Below are 19375 nucleotides of genomic sequence, written 5' to 3' on the forward strand. Positions count from 1 at the left end.
TATTATCTATTTTATCACACAAACCACTTTTTAATCCTACGCATTTACGCTTTTATCATCTCAATCCCATATCACATGACCCGCAACCGAACCCGTCTCCATAAACCCGGCCATTTGACGCGTTTGGTGCTCAATCGGCTGATTCCGCCCAACAATCAGGGTGTTGATCACATCACGCTTTCCGTCCGCAGGCAATACAAACCTCTTGGTATACGCGAACACCGCTCCCACCGTCGTATGTATAGCATGAATCAGCCTGTCGCCCTCCCCTTTTCCAATCAGGTTCAGTAGCACCATGCCTTCCTCGTCCATCTTCTCTTTGGCCATGTTGAAAAATTCCTTTGACGTCAAATGCCGCGGGGTGCCTTGGTCCGTGAACGCATCCAGAATGATGACATCGTATACCGATGCCGCCTCCTGCGACAGAAGCTGCCGTCCATCCCCAATCACAACATCATCCTTGTTATATTCAAAATATTGCCGACTCAACGCCACCACTGTCTCGTTCAACTCGGCGATCTTAAAGTGCTTCTCCGAATAGTGGCGCGCAAGCGTCCCGATCCCGTGTCCGATCACAAACACCCGCTCAAACGACGGATGATTATGTTCCATCAGATGAATCATCGCCCGCGGGTACTCGAATACGATTCGCTCTGGATGATTCAGATCCAGTGCCCCTTGAACAGCATCGCCGGAAAACTGCAGCACCCGAAAGTTCCCTCGCTCGCCATACAACTCGTTTGTTTCGTAGACGAGAATTTCGTGGTGGTTGTCGAACTCTTTTGCCAGTAAACGCATGGTGTTAATCTCCTTTAATGTTCAGTACAAATTGCTCTAACATTCCTCAGTTTAGGGTATTGATCTTCACTTTCAGTTATGGAAGCGCTAACTACTAGTTTCTTATAATTAGAGTATGTCGTTCTATTCCATAATGATAAAGGAGATCAGCCTATGATTGAATTAGAAAAAATAAAATTTACGCGCTCAGACACATCCGTTGCCCTTGATAACGGCGTTATTCAACTGTCCTTTGACACTGCACACGGGACATGGTCTGCTTCATGGTCCGGGCATCCTCTGCTGAGTGAATTACACTATGCTTTCGAAGCTGATGGTGAGCTCATTCGTTCTACGGACGCCATCCACCATACCATACAAGAACCTGCTTTAACGCCAATTACTGACGGTCATGGAACAGGAGCTTGCTTCACTATTGCAGCTTTATACGCTAACGGATTAACCGCAGCCACAACCTTCTGCGTGTATGAAGAGCTGCCTTATTTCTTTCTTCAGTCTGTATTGAGCCATCCTGACGGCATTGCAACCCGCTACATCGCCCCTCTCGTTATGGACTCTTCCACAGGCGGGCGCTTCGGGATGAAACTGGAACGAACAGCGAAGTCACTGTATATCCCATACGACAACGATATGTATGAAACTTATGGCGCCTATACGATTGCGGCAGCCCGCGACAGCAGTGAAGTCGGCGGGATTATTGAGCCGCTGAGCGGGCGAGGACTCATTCTCGGTTCGGTCTCGCATGATCTTTGGAAGACAGGTGTGCGCACGGAGGGCGAAAACAACCATTTGCGCCAATTATCCCTGTTCTGCGGCTTCGCTTCAACAACAACCCGCGATACGCAACTTCATGGGATCGTCCGTGGTCCATCGGTCTCCTCGCCTCGTATGTTTGTCGGATTTTTCGACGATTACCGAAACGGCTTGGAGGCGTACGGCACGGCCAATGCGATTAACGAACCCGCGCTCCCTTGGGACCACGGCGTACCCTTCGGCTGGAACAGCTGGGCGGCTGTCGGCGTTAAGTTGGATGCTGAGGTGTATGTAACGGCGTCGGACTTCATTAAGGACCACCTCGAGCATAAAGGTTTCGGCGCCGAAGCAGGTGTATACATCAACTTCGATGCTTTCTGGAACAATCTGTCCGAAGAGGAGCTCTTGAACGCCGTACAGTATGTTAAGAAGAATGGTCATAAACCCGGCATTTACTGGACGCCTTTTGCCTATTGGTCGAGGGATCTCGATCGGGTGTTGGAAGATGGCGACGGAACCTGGACGGTTAAGGACATCTTGCTGAAGGATAAGGAAGGCAACGTGTTGCCTCCCATTGACGGAGGTTTGCCTGTGGATTCCACGCATCCTTATGTTCTGGAGCAGATCGACAAGAAGATGGATCAATTCGCAGCATGGGGCTTTGACTATATCAAGCTCGACTTCCTCACCCATGGAGCCCTGGAAGGCGCTCATTACAACCCGGACATCCCTACGGGGACCGCGGCTTACAGCGCTGCGATGAAGCGTCTTGCAGACCGCGTTGCGCCTGGTCGAATCGGCCGGCCTTTCTTCATTAACCTTTCGATTGCGCCGATATTCCCTTATGCCTTCGCCCACAGCCGCCGCATTTCCTGTGACGCCTTCGGACATATTGATGACACCGCGTACATGCTCAATTCCGTCAGCTTCGGCTGGTGGATGAACAACACATTATACAGATTTAATGATCCTGATCATACCGTACTTTATCAAAGCTATAACGCCGGCCCCACAACCGAGGAAGAGGCCTATTCCCGCTTCTTGGCTTCCGTCGTAAGCGGTACGGTGATGATGGCGGGGGATGATCTCCGGATGCCGGAAGCCCGTGAACGCGCAAAGCATATCCTTGGGCATCCGGAGCTTAACCGCATTGCCGCCAATGGCCGCTCTTTCCGGCCGATTCTCTCGGATATCGGCGAAGGCGCAAGCGACGTGTTCGTCTTAACGGAAAACGATAACAGCTGCTATGTTGCCGTATTTAATTACTCGGATCGATTGGAAGCTGTTAAAGTAATCTCTGTGGAAACCCTAGGGCTGTCACCTAAACGAGGGTATATCGTCACCAACGTTTCTACACAACAATCCCTGGCGCACACTACAACGTTTCATGTCCCTCTTAAACCGGCCGAAGCACAGATGTTCCGTATCGTTTTGTCCTGATCATGTTGACACGTAAAAACCGTCCCCCGCTTCTGCGGGAGACGGTTTTTATGTGTTAGTTCAACTTCAGAAGCTTGGACTGGGAAGGTCCGAGCGTCACATTCAACGTTCCGGATGCCGTGGAGCTGCTGTTATCCCATAGGTTTGTGACCGTATAGGAGGTGCTTCCGCTCAAACCGGCCCGACCTAAGTTAATCGACATGGACTTGCTGCTCCCGGTGTTATAATTGAATAAAGCTAAGTAATAGATGCCACCGTCGTTCAATACAAAGCTGTCTGCCGCTGACGTCCCTGTATTGCCCTCAATCAGCCGGAACGCTTTACCTTTACGCGCAACCGCATTCACATTGGCGTTGGTCAATAAGGATAAAGCCATGTTCTGCTGGTTTGAATCTTGTAAATCGTTACCGTTCAGAAAAACGGTACCGGCGATAACCGCGGAGTTCACTCGGGTTCTTGCTTCTTCAAGGTTGGAGCTAAGCTTCATATGATCGGGATCCGTGTACTTGTAGATCGTACCGTTCTGCCACCATCCGTAAGCTACGCTGTTCAGCACGTATTCCGAATCTGCGACGGACGCGAAAGCATCACAGGAGATACGCCGCGCGTGCGCATATTGACTTGGAAAAATAGGCGCGATGGATTCCGAAATAAACATCGTTCCCCCAATGCGGTCACGGACATATGCCATGCCTTGATTGTACGCCTGTATGCCCGTCTTCACGTTATTGTCATAGTGCAGCCCTTCAAAGGAGCCATGAGAGAGAAAGTCCAGCTTAATGAATTCGAAACCGTAGCTCTTGAATTTATCAATATAATAATTCATCCGTTGCTTGGCTCCGGGATGCGTAGGATCCACCGGGTGGGCTCCGTCGACACTATTTCCGAAATAACTGCCGTCATATTTTTTCAACATGATGTCCCCGTACACGTAATTGGAACCTTCTACAGACTGTGAAGTATTATCTCCCCAATAAACAAAGGGCGCCCAATAAATCCCTGCCTTCTGTCCGTTATTCTTCACGGTATTCACAAAGTCGGTCAGCTGCTGTTCGGTCAGATTATCCCAATAGGAATCCAGGTTAATATAAACCGTATTGTTACTGTTAAAGCTGTTGTTCTGCAGGTTATTCTTAATCCAATTCGAATGGAAAACGGCATTGTTGTAGTTTAATCCCGTTTGCACCGTGCCCCAGCTGTTCCACCCGAACGGAACACCGCCATTCCATGACATCGTTCCGTTCTGTAGCGCGTTAATGCGTCCGAACTCCTCCATCCCGTCTCTCCAATCACTGTAGTAGCCCACCGATATTTTTGGCGACCAGATGGAGGTTCCCGTTATACTGCCGTGCGGCTGTAAGTCACTGGTGTTTCCATCAGCGGCCCCACCGTATACCTGCAATTCGTTAACATTGTTATTTGCGCCGTTGTACCAAATCCCCGTTTTCCATGTTTCATGGGTTATGGAACCCAGAATGACGCCGTTACGGCTATCGTTGTCATACACAGCAGTTACTTCGTAGCTGTTTCCCGAACCGTTCACGCTAGTTGCGTTGAATCGCCGGAAACGGTCATTGTCAAAAGGCACGAGCAAAACACGCTTGTTCTGACTTCCGTTCAGAATGACGGCCTGGGCATCGCTCTTGATCGGGGCCATATAATTAGAAGTTAACTGAGCGCTGTTCGTAGCGTTCAGATCCGTAAAGAAATAAGGCTTACCGTCATAGAAGTAGAAGTTCTGTCGTAACGCGGGTTGCCCGCTTGATTGGTTCACGAACGTAATTCGGGTACCCGTTCCGAATGAATCCGTGAACGTTGCCACATCAGAGGTGGAAAACGTATGCGTGCTGTAATTCTTACTTTTGTAAGTTGCGGAGGAAGCAAACTCACTATAGACATTCGACATTCTCTTCACATTGTTGAAATAGTAATCGGCCAGTCCGCTGGTTTTGTTGTATATGACCTTGACCGTACCGTTCGTCACGGTGGTTTCCGAACTGCTGTCTACTACTGAAGTTTGATTATATTGGTAGGAAGTACTAGTCCCGGAGGCGGTATTGACCTCAATCTTATCGATATCCGGCGCATAGCCGCCGTTCCGGTAGAATTTAATCGTGTTGGAGCTGCCGGAATTCAGCGATATCGTCACCGAATGACTGCCGACCGTACTCCACCCACCCGAAGAAGGGAATTGAACCGTAGTTACATCGGATCCGTTTACGTTAAGAGTCGCGGCTCTTGTCGCGTCACCCGCCGTATAATAAATCGTCAGGCTCGCCGTTCCGCCGGTGCCTCCGGCGATGTTGTTAAATTGTAACGTGCCGCCATTACCCAAATATCCGACCTTGGAACCGCCGGAACACGACGCGCAAGTACCGGCAACGGCCCCGCCTGTCAGCAGGTTTCCGCTTGCCTCCGCCTCATACGCGGTCGGAGCAGCCTGCACAGACGGTGTCAAGTTCATCGGAGCGATTCCTAACACAAGAACTAATAATACGGTGAACATCCATTGTATGAACCTCTTCTTCCCCATTACATTTCCTCCTTTATATTGGTTTGTTATATGGAAAGGGAGGCTGCTTGAGCCTCCCGCTCCAACTTCAACTTATTTCCACAACTCCAATCTCTCCTGATACTTTTCATTGATGATCTTCTCAATCTTCTCGTCTCCGGCCGCCTTCATATCCGCTAACATCTTATCGTAATTGGCTTTAGCATCATTGGCACTGGCGGAAATAATAATTTTTGGAATCTGTTGCTTGAAGATGTCCTGGATTTTCTGATTAATCAGGGAATCAGGCGTTCCGCCTTCCGGTCCCAGGTTGTCATAAGGAGAGCTGTCCCATACGGAATCCAGCAAACTCTTCGTGGCCATCTTGGCGTCCGTGCCGCGGTCATATTTGCCCGGCATATCATATGGTGTCCCGTCAGAACCGTTGCCGTTCTTAATGAACCACGCCCATTTGCGGACTCCGGTTTTCTTCGCGGTTGCGTCCCAATCTTCTTTGAACTGCTGAATCAATTCCGGTTTCGGCACATGCTTGCCGTCCTTCATATCCCAGTGCACGCCCTCAATACCCCACAAGAGTAGGTACTGTCCTTCCTCACTAGCCAGAAAGTTAATTAACTTCATCGTTCTTTCCGGATCTTTATTCGTCTTGGAAATGGCAATCGCATCCCAGCCCATCGTGCCGCGCGGACCGAATGTAGTCTGTGCGGGATCTGTTCCCGGCGCAACCACTTTATAAGCGAACAGTTGCTTCTCTTCGCCGCCGCCCGCTTTCTTCAGGGACGTATTCGAAGCGCCTACATCCCAGTACGCCCCGGGAGAAGAGAATACGAAACCGTTCGACAGCTTCTGTTCCCAAGTCTGTTTCTTGCTGATCGCCCAATCTTTATCCATCAGCCCTTCCGTATACAGCTTGTTCATATACAACAACATTTCGAGATAACGGGGATCTTTCACATCAAATTTCAGTTGTCCGTTATCTTCGTAGTACGTCTTCATTCCCCACATCCCTTTGAACGTTGCCAGCATGGCTCCCATGTTCTCAGCGTTCATCGTTATAGGAACGGTATTCTTCCCGTCGATTTGAGGATACTTCGCTTTAAACGCTTTCAATAATGCCAGGTATTCATCCGTTGTGAACGGAACGCCGCCGTCGGCTTTATCCGGGGCTAATTCCCGCAATATATCCTGTCGGATATTCATCCCGAATACCGGATCTTTATCCAGCCCATACCAGTTGGACAAGTAATAGTTTTTACCGTCTTTATACCGGGTTTTCTTCAATGTGTCGCCGTACATCGTCTTAATATCCGGTCCCAGCTCATCAATCAGGTCATTTAACGGAAGAATTGCGCCCGCCGCAATGTATTTATTCACGATGTCACTGCCGCGATCCATAAGGATGATATCCGGCAAATCATTACTCGCGAGCATCAGGTTTAGTTTCTCCGCGGGATTTCCGGTTGGCTGCTGAATCTCCAGCGTTATCCCGGTCCGCTTGGTAATTTCCTTGGCCACGTCATTCGTAAATGTGTCTCCTGTGTTCTTATCGAAGAAAGTCAGCTTAAGCGGCTCTTCCGTTTCCGGAGCGTTCCCGCCTTCATTCGCTGTTGCGCCTTCCGAAGAATTCGGGGCATTGTTCGCTGCAGGTTCATTCTTGGTATTGCCCGAGCAGGCTGCCAACAAGGACAAGATCATCATACTAATCAACAACAGCGTTGTGGCTTTATACATTTTGCGCATTCCGTGTTCCCCCTATAATCATGTTTAAATTTCATTTAGCTTTTTAAATATGCCTGACATCCTACCGTTCGCCGCCCGCTCTGTCACCTCCTTCACCAGCGAATCGCCAATCCATTAACTTTTGACTGCGCCCAACGTCATTCCTTTGACAAAATATTTCTGCAAAAACGGATACACCAAGATGATCGGCAATGTGGATACCACCGTTGCGGCCATCCGGATCGAATCCGAGGAAACCGCCATTTTCTTGGCTGAATCGGCAATCTTCTGGGCATCGGATACCATGTTGCTGGTCTGATATTGATTCAGAATTTTGACGAGAACGGCCTGCAGTGTTTTCAAACTCGGCTTGTAGGTGAACACATAGGAATCAAACCACGCGTTCCAGTGCCCGATTGCGGTGAACATACCGATTGTAGCCAATACCGGTAAACACAGAGGCAAGATGACTTTGTAGAATATCTGCAAGTCGTTGGCGCCGTCAATCTTCGCGGATTCTTCAAGTTCGCCCGGCAGCTGCTGCATGAACGTTCGAACGAGTATCATATGAAACACATTCATTAACCCGGGGAGGATGTAAACCCAGAACGAGTCAATGAGGTTAACACTCTTAAGAATCATATAGTACGGAATCAGCCCTCCGCTGAAATACATCGTGAAGATGAACAGCAGCGTAATCGGCCTTCCGCCCACCAGGTCCTTTTTGCTAAGAGGATAGGACAACAGACAGATGACAATAAGGGTTAGCGGTGTGCCGATAATCGTCCGGGCAAGCGTAACTTTGATGGCATTCAGAATCTCGGAATCGGACAAAATTTGGCGGAAACTGCTGAAATCCCATTCACGCGGCCAGAAATAGATGCCCCCTCTCATCGTATCTGAAGCATTGTTGACCGATAAAACAAGAATGTTCCAGAACGGATACAATGTGATGAAGAATACGAAGCCAAGGATTGCGTATACCGCCAGGAGGAATACCGATTCTCCGATGCTTCTTGTTTTCATAGATTTCCCTCCTTACTGCTGTGTTGGTTTAAAATAGGGATTGCCCATTGGTTCTCCGCGCAATAGAGTTTACGGTTACAACCAAGATGAATGAAACTACGGACTTGAATAATCCAACGGCCGCCCCATAGGAGAACATGGAGTTCTGCAAGCCGTAGCGGTACGTATACGTATCAATGACATCCGAATATTGCAATACGGTATCGTTCTGAAGCAGGTATTGCTGATCGAAGCCGGCATTGAGAATACCGCCGATGGACAAGATGGCCATAACGACAATGGTGGGTATGAGCGCCGGTAACGTAATATGAAACATCAGCCGAACACGGTTGGCTCCATCGACGCGGGCAGCTTCGTAAAGTTCAGGATTGATAGAGGAAATGGCCGCAAGATACAGGATCGCGCCAAAACCCATCTCCTTCCAGGTGTTCGACAGAGCGATGATCCACCAGAAATAAGGACCTATTTGCAGGAATCGAACCGGTTCGTTCACGAATCCGAAGAACATCAGTATGTTGTTGATCAGACCATCGGAACTAAGCATGGTGATAATGATGTTAGCCGCAATGACCCAGGAAATAAAATGCGGAAGATACGATACAGTTTGGAACACTTTCTTCACCGTGTTGCGGCTAATCTCATTAATGAGCAAAGCCAGGATGATCGGTGCCGGAAAGCCGAAGAGAAGGGTCAGCAGGCTCTGCGCCAGCGTATTGCGCATGACCAGATAGAAATCGCCGTTATCCAGGAAGTACTTGAACCAATCCGCCCCGATGAACTCACTGTGGAAAAATTGGGAGAAGAACGAGCCCCCTCCCGGAGAGTAGTTAATAAAAGCCATATACAGCCCGAACATCGGTCCGTAGGCAAATATAATGACCCAGATCAGCGCCGGCAGGATCATCAGGTACAGATATTTCTGCTCCAGCACCTTCCGCCATAAGCTGCTGCCGCGGTTTAGAGATTTGCCCCGATGGAGCTTCGGTCTCGCTAAAGTAGTATTCATATGTCTTGGCACACCCCGCTTTGTAATGGTTTCATGTAACCGTTTTCGCTTCCATGCTCCACATTATAAGTCGACCCTAAGGGGCATATCTATACCAAAATATACAGAAACATATTCCGAATTAAAGATGTTGAATCGGCGTCGTTGTGTTCCGGCAGGGTATCCCCTACAATGAAATCAGCACCAATTACAGCTCAGGAAAGGTGGCATCCAGCTTATGTACCGCATTCTTATTGCCGATGACGAGAGGCTGATTCTGGATTCGCTTGTTGACTTTGTAGACTGGAAATCCTTAAGTATGGAAGTGGCCGCTACAGCCAAGAACGGCAAAGAGGCGTTGCGCCTGACAGCAATCCACCGACCGGATCTCATCCTGACCGATGTGAAGATGCCTATTATGGATGGTTTGGAGTTCGCGGCTGAGGCCAGACGCCTGTATCCTCATGTCAAGATTGTCTTCCTGAGCGGCTACGATGAGTTTACATACATTAAGCAAGCCCTTACGATTCAAGCGTCGGACTATTTATTGAAACCGATCGACTTTGCGGAATTAAATAAAGTGATGAGGGATGCAGTCCGCAGTCTTGAGAAGGATAAATTCACGGAACAGGACGTCGACCTGCGCAGAATGAAGCTTTGGAAACAGATGCTCTTGGAGAAAGAACCGGTTCTTCAACAGAAGTTCATGCTTGAGCTTGAGCAGGTGATGCCCTCCTACTCCTTCGAACGTACCCAATTGCGGCTGGCTTGCATGTTGCTGGAGCCCGTTTATAACCACGGTTCGGTTGTTGCCTGGCTGTTAGATTCGACCCTTTTGAAAGCGCAATCAATTACAGTGATTGAAATGAAAGAGGGCGAGCTTGCTCTCCTTTCATCCGGAGACAAAGCTGCTTTCGAAGACAGGACTTTCTTAACGGAGTTAAATATAAGGCTTCAAGAGAAGTTCAATACCGCAGCAGCCATCGGCACAGGTCTTAAAGCATACAGCATAACTGAACTTCCGCGGCAATACGATGTATGCCGGCAGTTTGCCGAGCATCGATTCTATGCGGGCAGCGATGCCTTGCTTACCCCGATGGAAATCCACCTGCCAGCGGACGCGGATGTAACGGTATCTTTAGAAGGAATAACGGCACGACTTGGGGATGCTATTCGTAACGGGGATGAGCAGCTTACAATTCAACACTTGGCCGAACACTTTCAGGTGCTCCATGAGTTACTCATGGATAAGCATTGGGTGTGTTCTCATGCATACCAACTATTGCTTGGAGTGTATGGGGAACTATTCTCTTCAGACGGGGAGCTTCCGTTCCTGCTCGGAAGCAGAACAAGCTTGTGGGGGCAGATTTCCAAGAGTACCACGGCTCTGGAGTTGCAATCCCTGTTAACTGACCGTTTCAAGGCGATGATCCGGCATCTCCTCCTGCGGGACCGCGACCGGTATACTCAGGTGGTAAACCAGGTTAAACAATTCGTTGAGGACAATCTCGGCAGACCGCTTACGCTAAACGATTTGGCCCAGCAGGTGTACTTGTCTCCAAATTACCTGCGATCCGTCTTTAAGGAAAAGACCGGGGTTACCTTGCATGATTTCATCACAGATACCAAGATGCGCAAAGCCACCGAACTGCTGAAAGACCATTCTTTGAAGATTCATGAAATATCGAACCGAATCGGATATGAGAATGTATCCTATTTCTGCTCCCTGTTTCAACGACATAAGGGTACTACGCCGAATGAATACCGCAAGAAATTGTTGTAAGTCCCACTTTTGGATAAAGAAGGTTGGCTATGGCTGTAATTCGTAATGTTCTTAACTCTTTTAACCGAGTAGCTCTGAATATGCGCTTGCGCTCCAAGTTGTTTGTTGTTTATTTATTATTGTCCATTATTCCCTTATATGTATTTGTCTTTTACTCTTACCACACGATTCGCAATGAGCTGACCGAGCAGACTTATTCCGCCATGTCGAACACGATTAACCAGATCTCAGAGAACATTCAGGACAAAATGGACAATTACACGAAAATTTCCGCCGCGCTGTATCTGGATGTGAAATTACAGGATTATTTGACGAGGGATTATTCCGAAAGTGCGGAATACCTGGAGGCCTATGAATATATTAACCGGACCTTTGGCAACATCCGAACAACGCATCCCGACGTGTACGGCATCTCCGTATATATTTCACATGACCGTTTTCCCAGTGACGGTTATTACATTAAACCTATAGACGATACCATCCGCCGTACGGCATGGTACAACCAGGTGATTCAAACCTTCGGCAACCCTATTTTTGGCACAATTATTACGGATCAAGAACAGACTAATATCTTTACGCTGGCCCGCCTGTTAAACATTAATAGCCTTAATTATCCTTACGGGGTGCTTGTCTTTCATATGAAGGAAGATGAGATTTATTCACTAATGGCCAAAGAGTCTGCCAATAAAGACATTTTCATTGCGGACCCCCAGGGCGTGATCGTTTCTGCCAAAAATAAAACTTTATTATCAACCAATCTGCATAGTTTATTGAAGCATACGGTTCCTCAATCGCCAACGGGTACTTTTGACACTGTTTATAACGGTGAACGATCGCTGGTTGTGTACCGTACCCTCAAAAACGGATGGCAGACTGTGTCCGTCGTACCCTATAGCAGCTTTCTTGCCAAAGCTCAAACGGCAACGACCAACCTTATGCTCATGGCGCTGTCCATTACGGTTTCCGCGATTATTCTGCTTTATTTAACTTCGGGACTGCTAACCAAACGATTCGAGCGTCTGCTGGGCGGAATTCGCAAAGTAAGCCGAGAGGATTTCAATATCAAGCTACATGATATGGGGAACGATGAAATCGGCCAAGTATCCTCGGCATTCACGAAGATGTCCGATAAGATTGATAATTTGATTAATGAAGTTTACAAAAAAGAGATTTCCAAAAAAGAGACAGAACTCCATATGCTACAATCGCAGATTAATCCTCATTTCCTATATAACACCTTAGGATCTATTTCGGCCTTGGCTTTAAGGCAAGGGGACTCCCAAGTCTATGCAATGGTGCAGCATTTGGCTAAATTCTATCGAATATCTCTGAATAAAGGGAAGAATATCATCACGATCGGTGAGGAGATAGAGTTGACCCGCAACTATATCTCCATTCAACAGACTCGATTTAAAGGCATGCTTCATGTGGATTATGATGTTGATGAAACCCTTCATCATTGCCAGACGATTAAGCTCATTGTTCAGCCGTTCGTAGAGAACAGTATTAACCACGGGATCTGGGATGATGAGCGGGGCGTTGGTATTGTTATACGTGTTAGCCGGGACGGATACGAGCGGATCGTTATTGATATAATCGATGACGGAATGGGGATGGACCAAGCCGCAATCGAGGCCGCCATCTTGAAGACAGAGGCCGTGTCGGGATTTGGAATCTTTAACGTTAGCGAACGGATCCGGTTGGCCTTCGGTGATTCTTACGGTGTGCAAGTATTTAGCAGAATCGGGATCGGCACTCAGGTTCGAATTACACTGCCTTTGCACCTGAACGAACAAAATTGTAGTCATAATGAATAAAAACACACCTCATAGGAAATCCCATAAAAGGTTCTGCTAAATCTTACCTATGAGGTGATAACTTTGGAAAATAAGTCTGATGATTTAATCCTGCCCGTTACATCTGTAACCAGTGGCGAAGGACAAGAAGTGTTGCCGGATTTATATTGTCTGCCTGTCCAGATTGTAAATGTGTGCTATATTGGTGACGCGGAACGAGGTGGGGTTCTTGTAGACGCAGCTATGCCAAGGTCGGCGGAAACTTTGATGCGCGGGGCTGAGGAGCGTTTTGGCGGGATGAAGCCGCGGGCTATCATATTGACGCATGGACACTTTGATCATGTTGGCGCGATTGTGGATCTTGTTAAGAAATGGGGCGTTCCCGTGTACGCGCACGAGCTGGAGTTGCCTTACCTGACGGGCAAAGCGGACTATCCGCCGGCGGACCCTACCGTGGACGGCGGAATGGTCACGGAGCTGTCGCCCCTGTTTCCGAATGAGGGCATTAACCTCGAAGGGCATGTCCATGCGCTTCCTGCCGATGGAACCGTACCGGAGTTGCCGGAGTGGCGGTGGATTCATACCCCTGGGCATACGCCTGGACACATCTCTTTGTTCCGCGAGCGTGATCGGGCTTTGATTGCGGGAGATGCTTTTGTCACCGTGAAGCAGGAATCCCTGTATAAGGTAATTACCCAGGAGCAGGAGATTAGCGGACCTCCGAAGTATTTCACTACAGATTGGGCGGCGGCCAAAGCTTCGGTTCGCGCGTTAGCTGACTTGCGGCCGTTGGTGGCGATCACGGGCCATGGTATCCCGATGACAGGCGATGAATTGTTGGTAAATTTGGAGCGGCTTGCTGCGGATTTCGACACCATCGCGGTTCCGGAGCATGGGCGTTACGTGGATTAAGCCACAGGCTAGGCCCCCGGCCGGGTTCCGGCCCTTCAGTGTCACTGGGGACACTGTTCTCGCGGTTGCGGCCGGGTTTCGGACTTACCTAAGAAGCAAACGTAGCCCGGTTCTTGCCGCTCCGCTTCGACTGATACAGAGCCCCGTCCGCCAAGCGGATCGCCTCCGCCGGATCAATGTGGCTGTCCGGCCAGACCGCCCCGCCCAAACTGCACGAGATATTGACGGTCTCCCCGTCCAAATAGAACGGCTGATTGATGCTGGCGATCATACGGCCCGCGACCATGCGCGCCTCATCCGTCGGTGTCCTGTGCGAAGTGCGCAACACGGCCACGAATTCATCGCCGCCCAAGCGGACGACCAACTCCCCCGCTCGCACACAGGCTTTAAGCCGAACCGCGACATGTTGCAACAATCGGTCCCCGAACGCATGGCCGAGGGAATCGTTCACGCTTTTGAACCCGTCCAAATCCATAAACAGAAAGGTGAGCGTCACTTCATCTTTCACCGCCTGCTTTGTTGCCCCCTCCAAAAACAACTCCAAGCCTGCGCGATTCGGCAAACCGGTCAAACGGTCATGATGGGCTAGATTCTCCATTTGACCCAGCGCGGATTCGGTCTCGGTCAAGTTGTGCACCAATTTCCGCAACGAAAGCGACAGAATCTCGATATCCTTGATGCCTGTGTGCACGGGAATTTCGACTCTTTTGCCCGAACGCAGATCGTCCGCCGCATCCGCAATCCGCTTCAACGGCCTCGCAATCCAGCTTGCCGCGATCCAGCCGATCAACCCGAACAGCAACGTCCCGAGCACACCGACAATGACAATAAACCGCTGCAACTGATTCACAGGGAAAAAAGCCGTCTCCATCGGTTGCCGAACCAGAATCGTCCAGCCGAGTCCCGGATAATTCAGGTAGCCTTTGCCGTAAGCATACCCTGTCAAATACTTCTTGTCATCGGCGAACGTCTCGGTCATCCAGCCGTTACGTCCCTGTTGCGCTTTCGTCGTACTTGCCAGTTTGATAGCCTTACCTACCGCATCCTTGGGTCCGAGCAGCACCGTGTTGTCTTTCTTACTGATAATAAACGCATCCAATTGCTCCGATCGTTCTTCCAACGGCTTTAAGATTGATTGCTCCACTTCACGGGACCAAGCCCAGCTTAAATGAGCGGCCAAAACACCCTTGAGCGCGCCTGAAGCATCATAAACCGGCACACTGATATCCACAAACTGCAGCGGTTCACCCGTAGGATTTGGCAACAATTTGGACAAAAGCACAGCCTCATGGACATCCCCGATGAACATCCCCTTGCTGCCGTTGAGATACACAGGTCGTTTGGACAGGTCGCCTCCGGTCAGGATCCCATTCGTGGAAGCCAGCACTTTGCCTTGAGCATCGGTATAACCGACCCATGTGAACGCCGGAAAGTTGTTCTGCAATTCATCCAGCAGATTACGAATGCGGTCCGGCCGCGCCGTGTCCTGAAATGTCTCCAATCGGCTCAGCACCTGGATCTCACCCGCCCGCGACCACATGAAATAGTCCAGCTTTTCGGCCATCTGATATGCCGTCTCGGACAAGGACCCGCCTATGGACCGTTCCACCTGTCTGGTTGACTCCTTACTGATGATATAGCCGAATATTCCTGTCAATCCCATAATCAGCAAGCCAAATACAACCGCAAACAGGGTTCGCAAACGCAAAGACATCTTCATTCCTCCACTATGGATCCGAAAAGCTCGTTTATGACTTTATACAAGAAAGCCGAACAACGTGTGATCCTTATTAATAGCGATAAAGTGCTGATCCCAATCTGCCAGGCGTTTAATCAGCGGCTCGTAATCATGCGGATACTTTAATTCAATGCCAACCAGTGCGGGACCATGTTCACGGAAGGTTTTTTTAATATATTCAAAACGGGTGATATCGTCATTCGGACCTAACACATCTTCCAGGAAAGAGCGCAGAGCTCCGGCCCGTTGTGGAAAGTTTATGATAAAATAATGCTTTAATCCCTCATAAATCAGCGATTTCTCTTTAAAATCCTGCAAACGATCGATATCGTTATTGCTGCCGCTAATGACGCAGACGACGCGTTTGCCTTCGATCTTATCCTTGTAGCTCTCCAACGCGGCCACCGGTAAAGCGCCCGCCGGTTCCATAACAATCGCGTTGGAGTTATATAACTCCAGAATCGTCGAGCAGACTTTGCCGTTAGGCACCGTCACGATATCATCCAGCAGATGTGAGCAGATGTCGTAGGTAAGCTGGCCGACCTTCTTCACCGCGGCGCCGTCTACGAAGCTGTCAATGGTCTCGAGCATCGTCACCTGTCCTTCGCTGATGGAAACCTGCATCCCGTTGGCAGATTCCGGCTCCACACCAATAATTCGCGTCGCCGGGCTCTCGGCGTTCACATACACAGACAACCCCGCGGCCAGCCCGCCCCCGCCAATTGTAGCGAACACATAATCCACCGGGGCATCCGATTGCTCCAGCATTTCATAGCCCACCGTCCCCTGACCTGCAATAATCTGCGGATCGTCAAAAGGGTGGATGAACGTCATCCCGTGCATAGCGCCGTGCTCCATCGCATGGGCAGCCGCTTCGTCAAAGGTGTCTCCAATGAGCTGAATGTTGATGTGTTCCCCGCCGAACAGCTTCACTTGCGTAATTTTCTGCTTTGGCGTCGTCTGGGGCATGAAGATCGTTCCCCGAATTCCAAGAGCCATGCAGGAATACGCGACACCTTGCGCATGATTTCCCGCGCTGGCACAGACGATTCCGTTCGCGCGCTCTTCTGGCGAGAGGTTAATAATTTTATTGTATGCTCCACGTATTTTGAAGGAACGAACGACTTGTAAATCTTCTCTTTTGAGATAAACCTCGCAGTTAAACCGCTTAGACAGCAGATCGTTTCTCTGCAAAGGGGTGGGCGAGATGACTTGCCTTAGCGCCTGATGCGCCTTTAATATATCTTCAGCTTGGATGATAGCTTCGTATGCGTGTGTGGACATGTAGAGTACCCCTTTAATTAAACGTACATGATATGATTTTGGATCATTCTATTATAGCCTATATTTTAGGTATAAAAGAAAGCCCCCTGAAAAAATTTCAGGAGGCTTAAAAATAAATGTAGTTCTTAGAATTTAGAGATCAGCAATGCGGCTTCGGCGCGTACTGCTGTGCCTTGCGGGCTGAACTTTCCATCTCCGCGGCCTTCAATGAAACCAAGCTTCTTAGCGGCATTAACATGTTTCTGTGCCCATGTACCGATGAGTGAAGCATCCGTGAAGGTATTTTCGGACAAACTTTCAAGAGGTTTGCCTGTTTGGATTTCATAAGCTTTCATGAGCATGACAATCATTTCAGCGCGTGTTACTTTTTCTGCCGGTGCGAATGTTGTCGCGGTACGTCCTGAAACAATTCCCGCTTCCATAACAGCCGCTATTTCATCAGAATACCATTGACTAGCGGGAACATCCGTAAAGCTTACTGCACCTTTAGCTTTCAAGTTTAACTTGCGCGCTAGTAACGCGGCGAATTCCGCACGGGTCAACTCAAGGTTAGGAGCAAATGCAGTGTCACTCACACCGGTAATCACATGATGTGCAGACAGCTTCGTAATAGCTTTAGCTGCCCAATGGTTGCTCGCCACATCAGTGTAGGATTTAGTGTATTCCAACACACCATATCTACCGACACGGGACACATCCGCTACTAACATGCCGTCTACCATTTGGCTGCTGATATATTCCAGTTCCCCGTTAGTTCCCATGTAATAGAGACCTGTTAGCTCCGCATCAACACCGGCACTTAGTTTAAATTTCAAGGTGATAGGCGTATCCAGTTGGGATAGTTTCGTTTCTTTATTAGTTCCGATCATCCGATAAGAAAGGTTTAAATCATAAACATCTCCTGCCGCTTGAAGCTTGACGCTATTCAACTTCGAAGTTGCGGCAGCGATTGCTGTTTGTACCGCTTCAGCTTTAACTTTATCAAAGGAAAACAATAGCTGTGCATCCTTTAATTCATTGGCAGGAATCAAGCCTTTTAACTTGTTAAGCGTTTCGCTGGAAATATCGGCTTTAAATGTTGAGCAATCATGTTTTAGCACGCTGTCTTGAGTCAATCCAGTAGGATTTACTTGTAACGCGGCTTTTTTGGCGTCTTTATCTAAAGTCACACAAGAATCAGGTTGAATCGTTACAGGCGGAGCCGGTACGTAAATTGCTGTGGCAGCTGCAGGTTTAGGATATCTAAACGCCTGAAGAGATTCGTTACCTACTTTATCCACTGCGGAAACATTGACATGATAAGTTGTACCGTTATTTAGACCGTTAATGGAATAGCTGGTAGCCGTAATCGGCTCCGGTGTTAGCAGCTTACCGTCTATGTATACCAGGTAACCGGCAAGATCCGCTTCTTTGTTGGCATCCCATGTTAAGGAGACGCTGCTGTCACCGCTAATCACGTTTAGATTTGTTGGTTTTTCAGGTGCGAAAGGATCGCCAATGACGATGTTTTTGCGGAATATGTCAATCGCATCATGGTTGTTACCTGAGATAGACATATATACGTAAGTTTTGTTCGAATTAATATTACGCGTTGTTATTTCGTCGCCTTCACTTAAGCTGGAAAGTCTAAGCGTATACTTTTTGCCTTTCTCGAGCTTTTCTGCAAATTTAAAGTTAATCTGGTTTTCAAAATATACGTCTATTTTAGTTGGATGCAGGACATTATTATCGTTTACCAACTCCAGATCATCCAGTTCGATGTTGCGCAAGTTGAAGCCACTCATTTGCAAATAAACATAGCTGTCCGGCTCCGTACGCTCATTCACTGGAATGAAGGAAATGATGTTTTCCTCGGGAAGCAACAAGACATTTGACTCTTTACCATCTACGTGGACTACAGTGTCCTTCATAATTCCAGGTGTAGTGTATTTTAATAATCTTCTTTCCGATTCTTGCCCTGCCTGATCTACAGCAGAAACTTCAATGCTCGTTGACGTGGAGGCAGGGACAAAATTGAATTCATAGTGACTGTTTAAGGATGTTTGTTTTAAAACTCCACCGACATATACGTTGTATCCAGTCAGATCGTAATTGTCCTTTGAGCTATCCCAATGGAAACTTATATTATAACTACCGTTCTTTGGTATGTACGATACGTAAGTCAGGTATGGAGCATACGGGATCGCATCTGCAACCGAGGTATATACATTACCGTTAACCGTTGTGGCAATTCCCTCCGGCCAGAAGCCTCCGTGGACCATCATTGAAGTTACATTATACCCCGGATAGGTTGTTCCATCCACCGTATACCAATACACATTGTGATAGACAGAGTACCCTTCATTCTTCAGCGTGCCGTTAATATTCTTTGGATTCATCGCAAATAGATTTACTTGAGGATAACGAACTTTTGAATATATCGTGCCGGACACCTTACCCGTGTTAGCATCATATTGCAACTGAATGTGCCCTGCCGCATAAGATAACAAAGGAAAACTGAGTTGAAGCAATAACATAAAAGCCAATCCCATACTTAATTTGCGAATACCTTGCGATTTCAAAATTCTGCACTCTCCCTCAAATGTCCTAAATAATTCCTCCTTATTGTAAGTCGTAACTACCATTTAGA

General features: G+C 48.4%; 12 protein-coding genes. 4 read left to right on the top strand and 8 right to left on the bottom strand.

The features are described from left to right. Nucleotides 1–60: 60 nt before the first annotated feature. Nucleotides 61–798 carry a spermidine synthase gene (locus tag SY83_RS04395; protein WP_068604606.1) on the bottom strand — a complete coding sequence of 246 codons (738 nt, stop codon included), beginning with the start codon at nt 796–798 and terminating at the stop codon, nt 61–63. Between the two features lie 153 nt (nt 799–951). Between SY83_RS04395 and SY83_RS04400 the strand changes: the two genes are divergently transcribed. After that, the gene (locus tag SY83_RS04400; RefSeq protein ID WP_068604609.1) at nt 952–2991 is read left to right on the top strand and encodes an alpha-galactosidase; all 2040 of its coding nucleotides are present in this window, start codon (nt 952–954) and stop codon (nt 2989–2991) included. Nucleotides 2992–3046: 55 nt separating this feature from the next. Here SY83_RS04400 and SY83_RS04405 read toward each other — a convergent pair whose 3' ends face one another. The 4 genes from SY83_RS04405 to SY83_RS04420 all read right to left on the bottom strand — a co-directional run bounded on the left by SY83_RS04405 (nt 3047) and on the right by SY83_RS04420 (nt 9254). Continuing rightward, nucleotides 3047–5524, bottom strand: a complete 2478-nt coding sequence (locus SY83_RS04405; protein ID WP_068604611.1) for a carbohydrate-binding protein — start codon at nt 5522–5524, stop codon at nt 3047–3049. A 72-nt stretch (nt 5525–5596) separates the two neighbouring features. Then, nucleotides 5597–7243: a type 2 periplasmic-binding domain-containing protein gene (locus SY83_RS04410; RefSeq protein ID WP_231891374.1), complete on the bottom strand. Its 1647-nt coding sequence runs from the start codon at nt 7241–7243 to the stop codon at nt 5597–5599. A gap of 114 nt (nt 7244–7357) precedes the next feature. After that, on the bottom strand, nt 7358–8248 hold the full coding sequence (locus SY83_RS04415) for a carbohydrate ABC transporter permease (protein WP_068604613.1): 891 nt from the start codon (nt 8246–8248) through the stop codon (nt 7358–7360). A 28-nt stretch (nt 8249–8276) separates the two neighbouring features. Further along, nucleotides 8277–9254, bottom strand: a complete 978-nt coding sequence (locus SY83_RS04420; RefSeq protein WP_068604615.1) for an ABC transporter permease — start codon at nt 9252–9254, stop codon at nt 8277–8279. Nucleotides 9255–9471: 217 nt separating this feature from the next. On the opposite strand from SY83_RS04420, the gene SY83_RS04425 reads away from it, so the two are divergent. The 3 genes from SY83_RS04425 (at nt 9472) to SY83_RS04435 (ending at nt 13724) form a co-directional block, all read left to right on the top strand. Continuing rightward, nucleotides 9472–11016, top strand: a complete 1545-nt coding sequence (locus SY83_RS04425; RefSeq protein ID WP_068604616.1) for a response regulator — start codon at nt 9472–9474, stop codon at nt 11014–11016. A gap of 29 nt (nt 11017–11045) precedes the next feature. Then, complete coding sequence (locus tag SY83_RS04430) at nt 11046–12833, top strand: sensor histidine kinase (protein WP_068604618.1); 1788 nt, start codon at nt 11046–11048, stop codon at nt 12831–12833. Nucleotides 12834–12896: 63 nt separating this feature from the next. Further along, on the top strand, nt 12897–13724 hold the full coding sequence (locus tag SY83_RS04435) for an MBL fold metallo-hydrolase (protein WP_068604619.1): 828 nt from the start codon (nt 12897–12899) through the stop codon (nt 13722–13724). A gap of 88 nt (nt 13725–13812) precedes the next feature. Here the strand turns inward: SY83_RS04435 and SY83_RS04440 are convergent, their stop codons facing one another. From SY83_RS04440 to SY83_RS04450, 3 genes are all read right to left on the bottom strand, one after another. Continuing rightward, a complete protein-coding gene (locus tag SY83_RS04440; RefSeq protein WP_068604621.1) occupies nt 13813–15438 on the bottom strand; it encodes a sensor domain-containing diguanylate cyclase in 1626 nt (541 codons plus the stop codon). A gap of 42 nt (nt 15439–15480) precedes the next feature. After that, nucleotides 15481–16746, bottom strand: a complete 1266-nt coding sequence (ilvA, locus tag SY83_RS04445) for a threonine ammonia-lyase IlvA (protein ID WP_068604623.1) — start codon at nt 16744–16746, stop codon at nt 15481–15483. A 125-nt stretch (nt 16747–16871) separates the two neighbouring features. Then, nucleotides 16872–19307, bottom strand: a complete 2436-nt coding sequence (locus tag SY83_RS04450; RefSeq protein ID WP_068604625.1) for an S-layer homology domain-containing protein — start codon at nt 19305–19307, stop codon at nt 16872–16874. Nucleotides 19308–19375 lie beyond the last annotated feature (68 nt).

The organism is Paenibacillus swuensis (assembly GCF_001644605.1).
Lineage (GTDB): Bacteria > Bacillota > Bacilli > Paenibacillales > DY6 > Paenibacillus_N > Paenibacillus_N swuensis.

Coding starts and splice junctions, on each gene's coding strand:
- SY83_RS04405 (WP_068604611.1), bottom strand. CDS start 5,524: ATGGGGAAGAAGAGGTTCATACAATGGATGTTCACCGTATTATTAGTT.
- ilvA (WP_068604623.1), bottom strand. CDS start 16,746: ATGTCCACACACGCATACGAAGCTATCATCCAAGCTGAAGATATATTA.
- SY83_RS04430 (WP_068604618.1), top strand. CDS start 11,046: ATGGCTGTAATTCGTAATGTTCTTAACTCTTTTAACCGAGTAGCTCTG.
- SY83_RS04400 (WP_068604609.1), top strand. CDS start 952: ATGATTGAATTAGAAAAAATAAAATTTACGCGCTCAGACACATCCGTT.
- SY83_RS04420 (WP_068604615.1), bottom strand. CDS start 9,254: ATGAATACTACTTTAGCGAGACCGAAGCTCCATCGGGGCAAATCTCTA.
- SY83_RS04395 (WP_068604606.1), bottom strand. CDS start 798: ATGCGTTTACTGGCAAAAGAGTTCGACAACCACCACGAAATTCTCGTC.
- SY83_RS04425 (WP_068604616.1), top strand. CDS start 9,472: ATGTACCGCATTCTTATTGCCGATGACGAGAGGCTGATTCTGGATTCG.
- SY83_RS04440 (WP_068604621.1), bottom strand. CDS start 15,438: ATGTCTTTGCGTTTGCGAACCCTGTTTGCGGTTGTATTTGGCTTGCTG.
- SY83_RS04415 (WP_068604613.1), bottom strand. CDS start 8,248: ATGAAAACAAGAAGCATCGGAGAATCGGTATTCCTCCTGGCGGTATAC.
- SY83_RS04410 (WP_231891374.1), bottom strand. CDS start 7,243: ATGCGCAAAATGTATAAAGCCACAACGCTGTTGTTGATTAGTATGATG.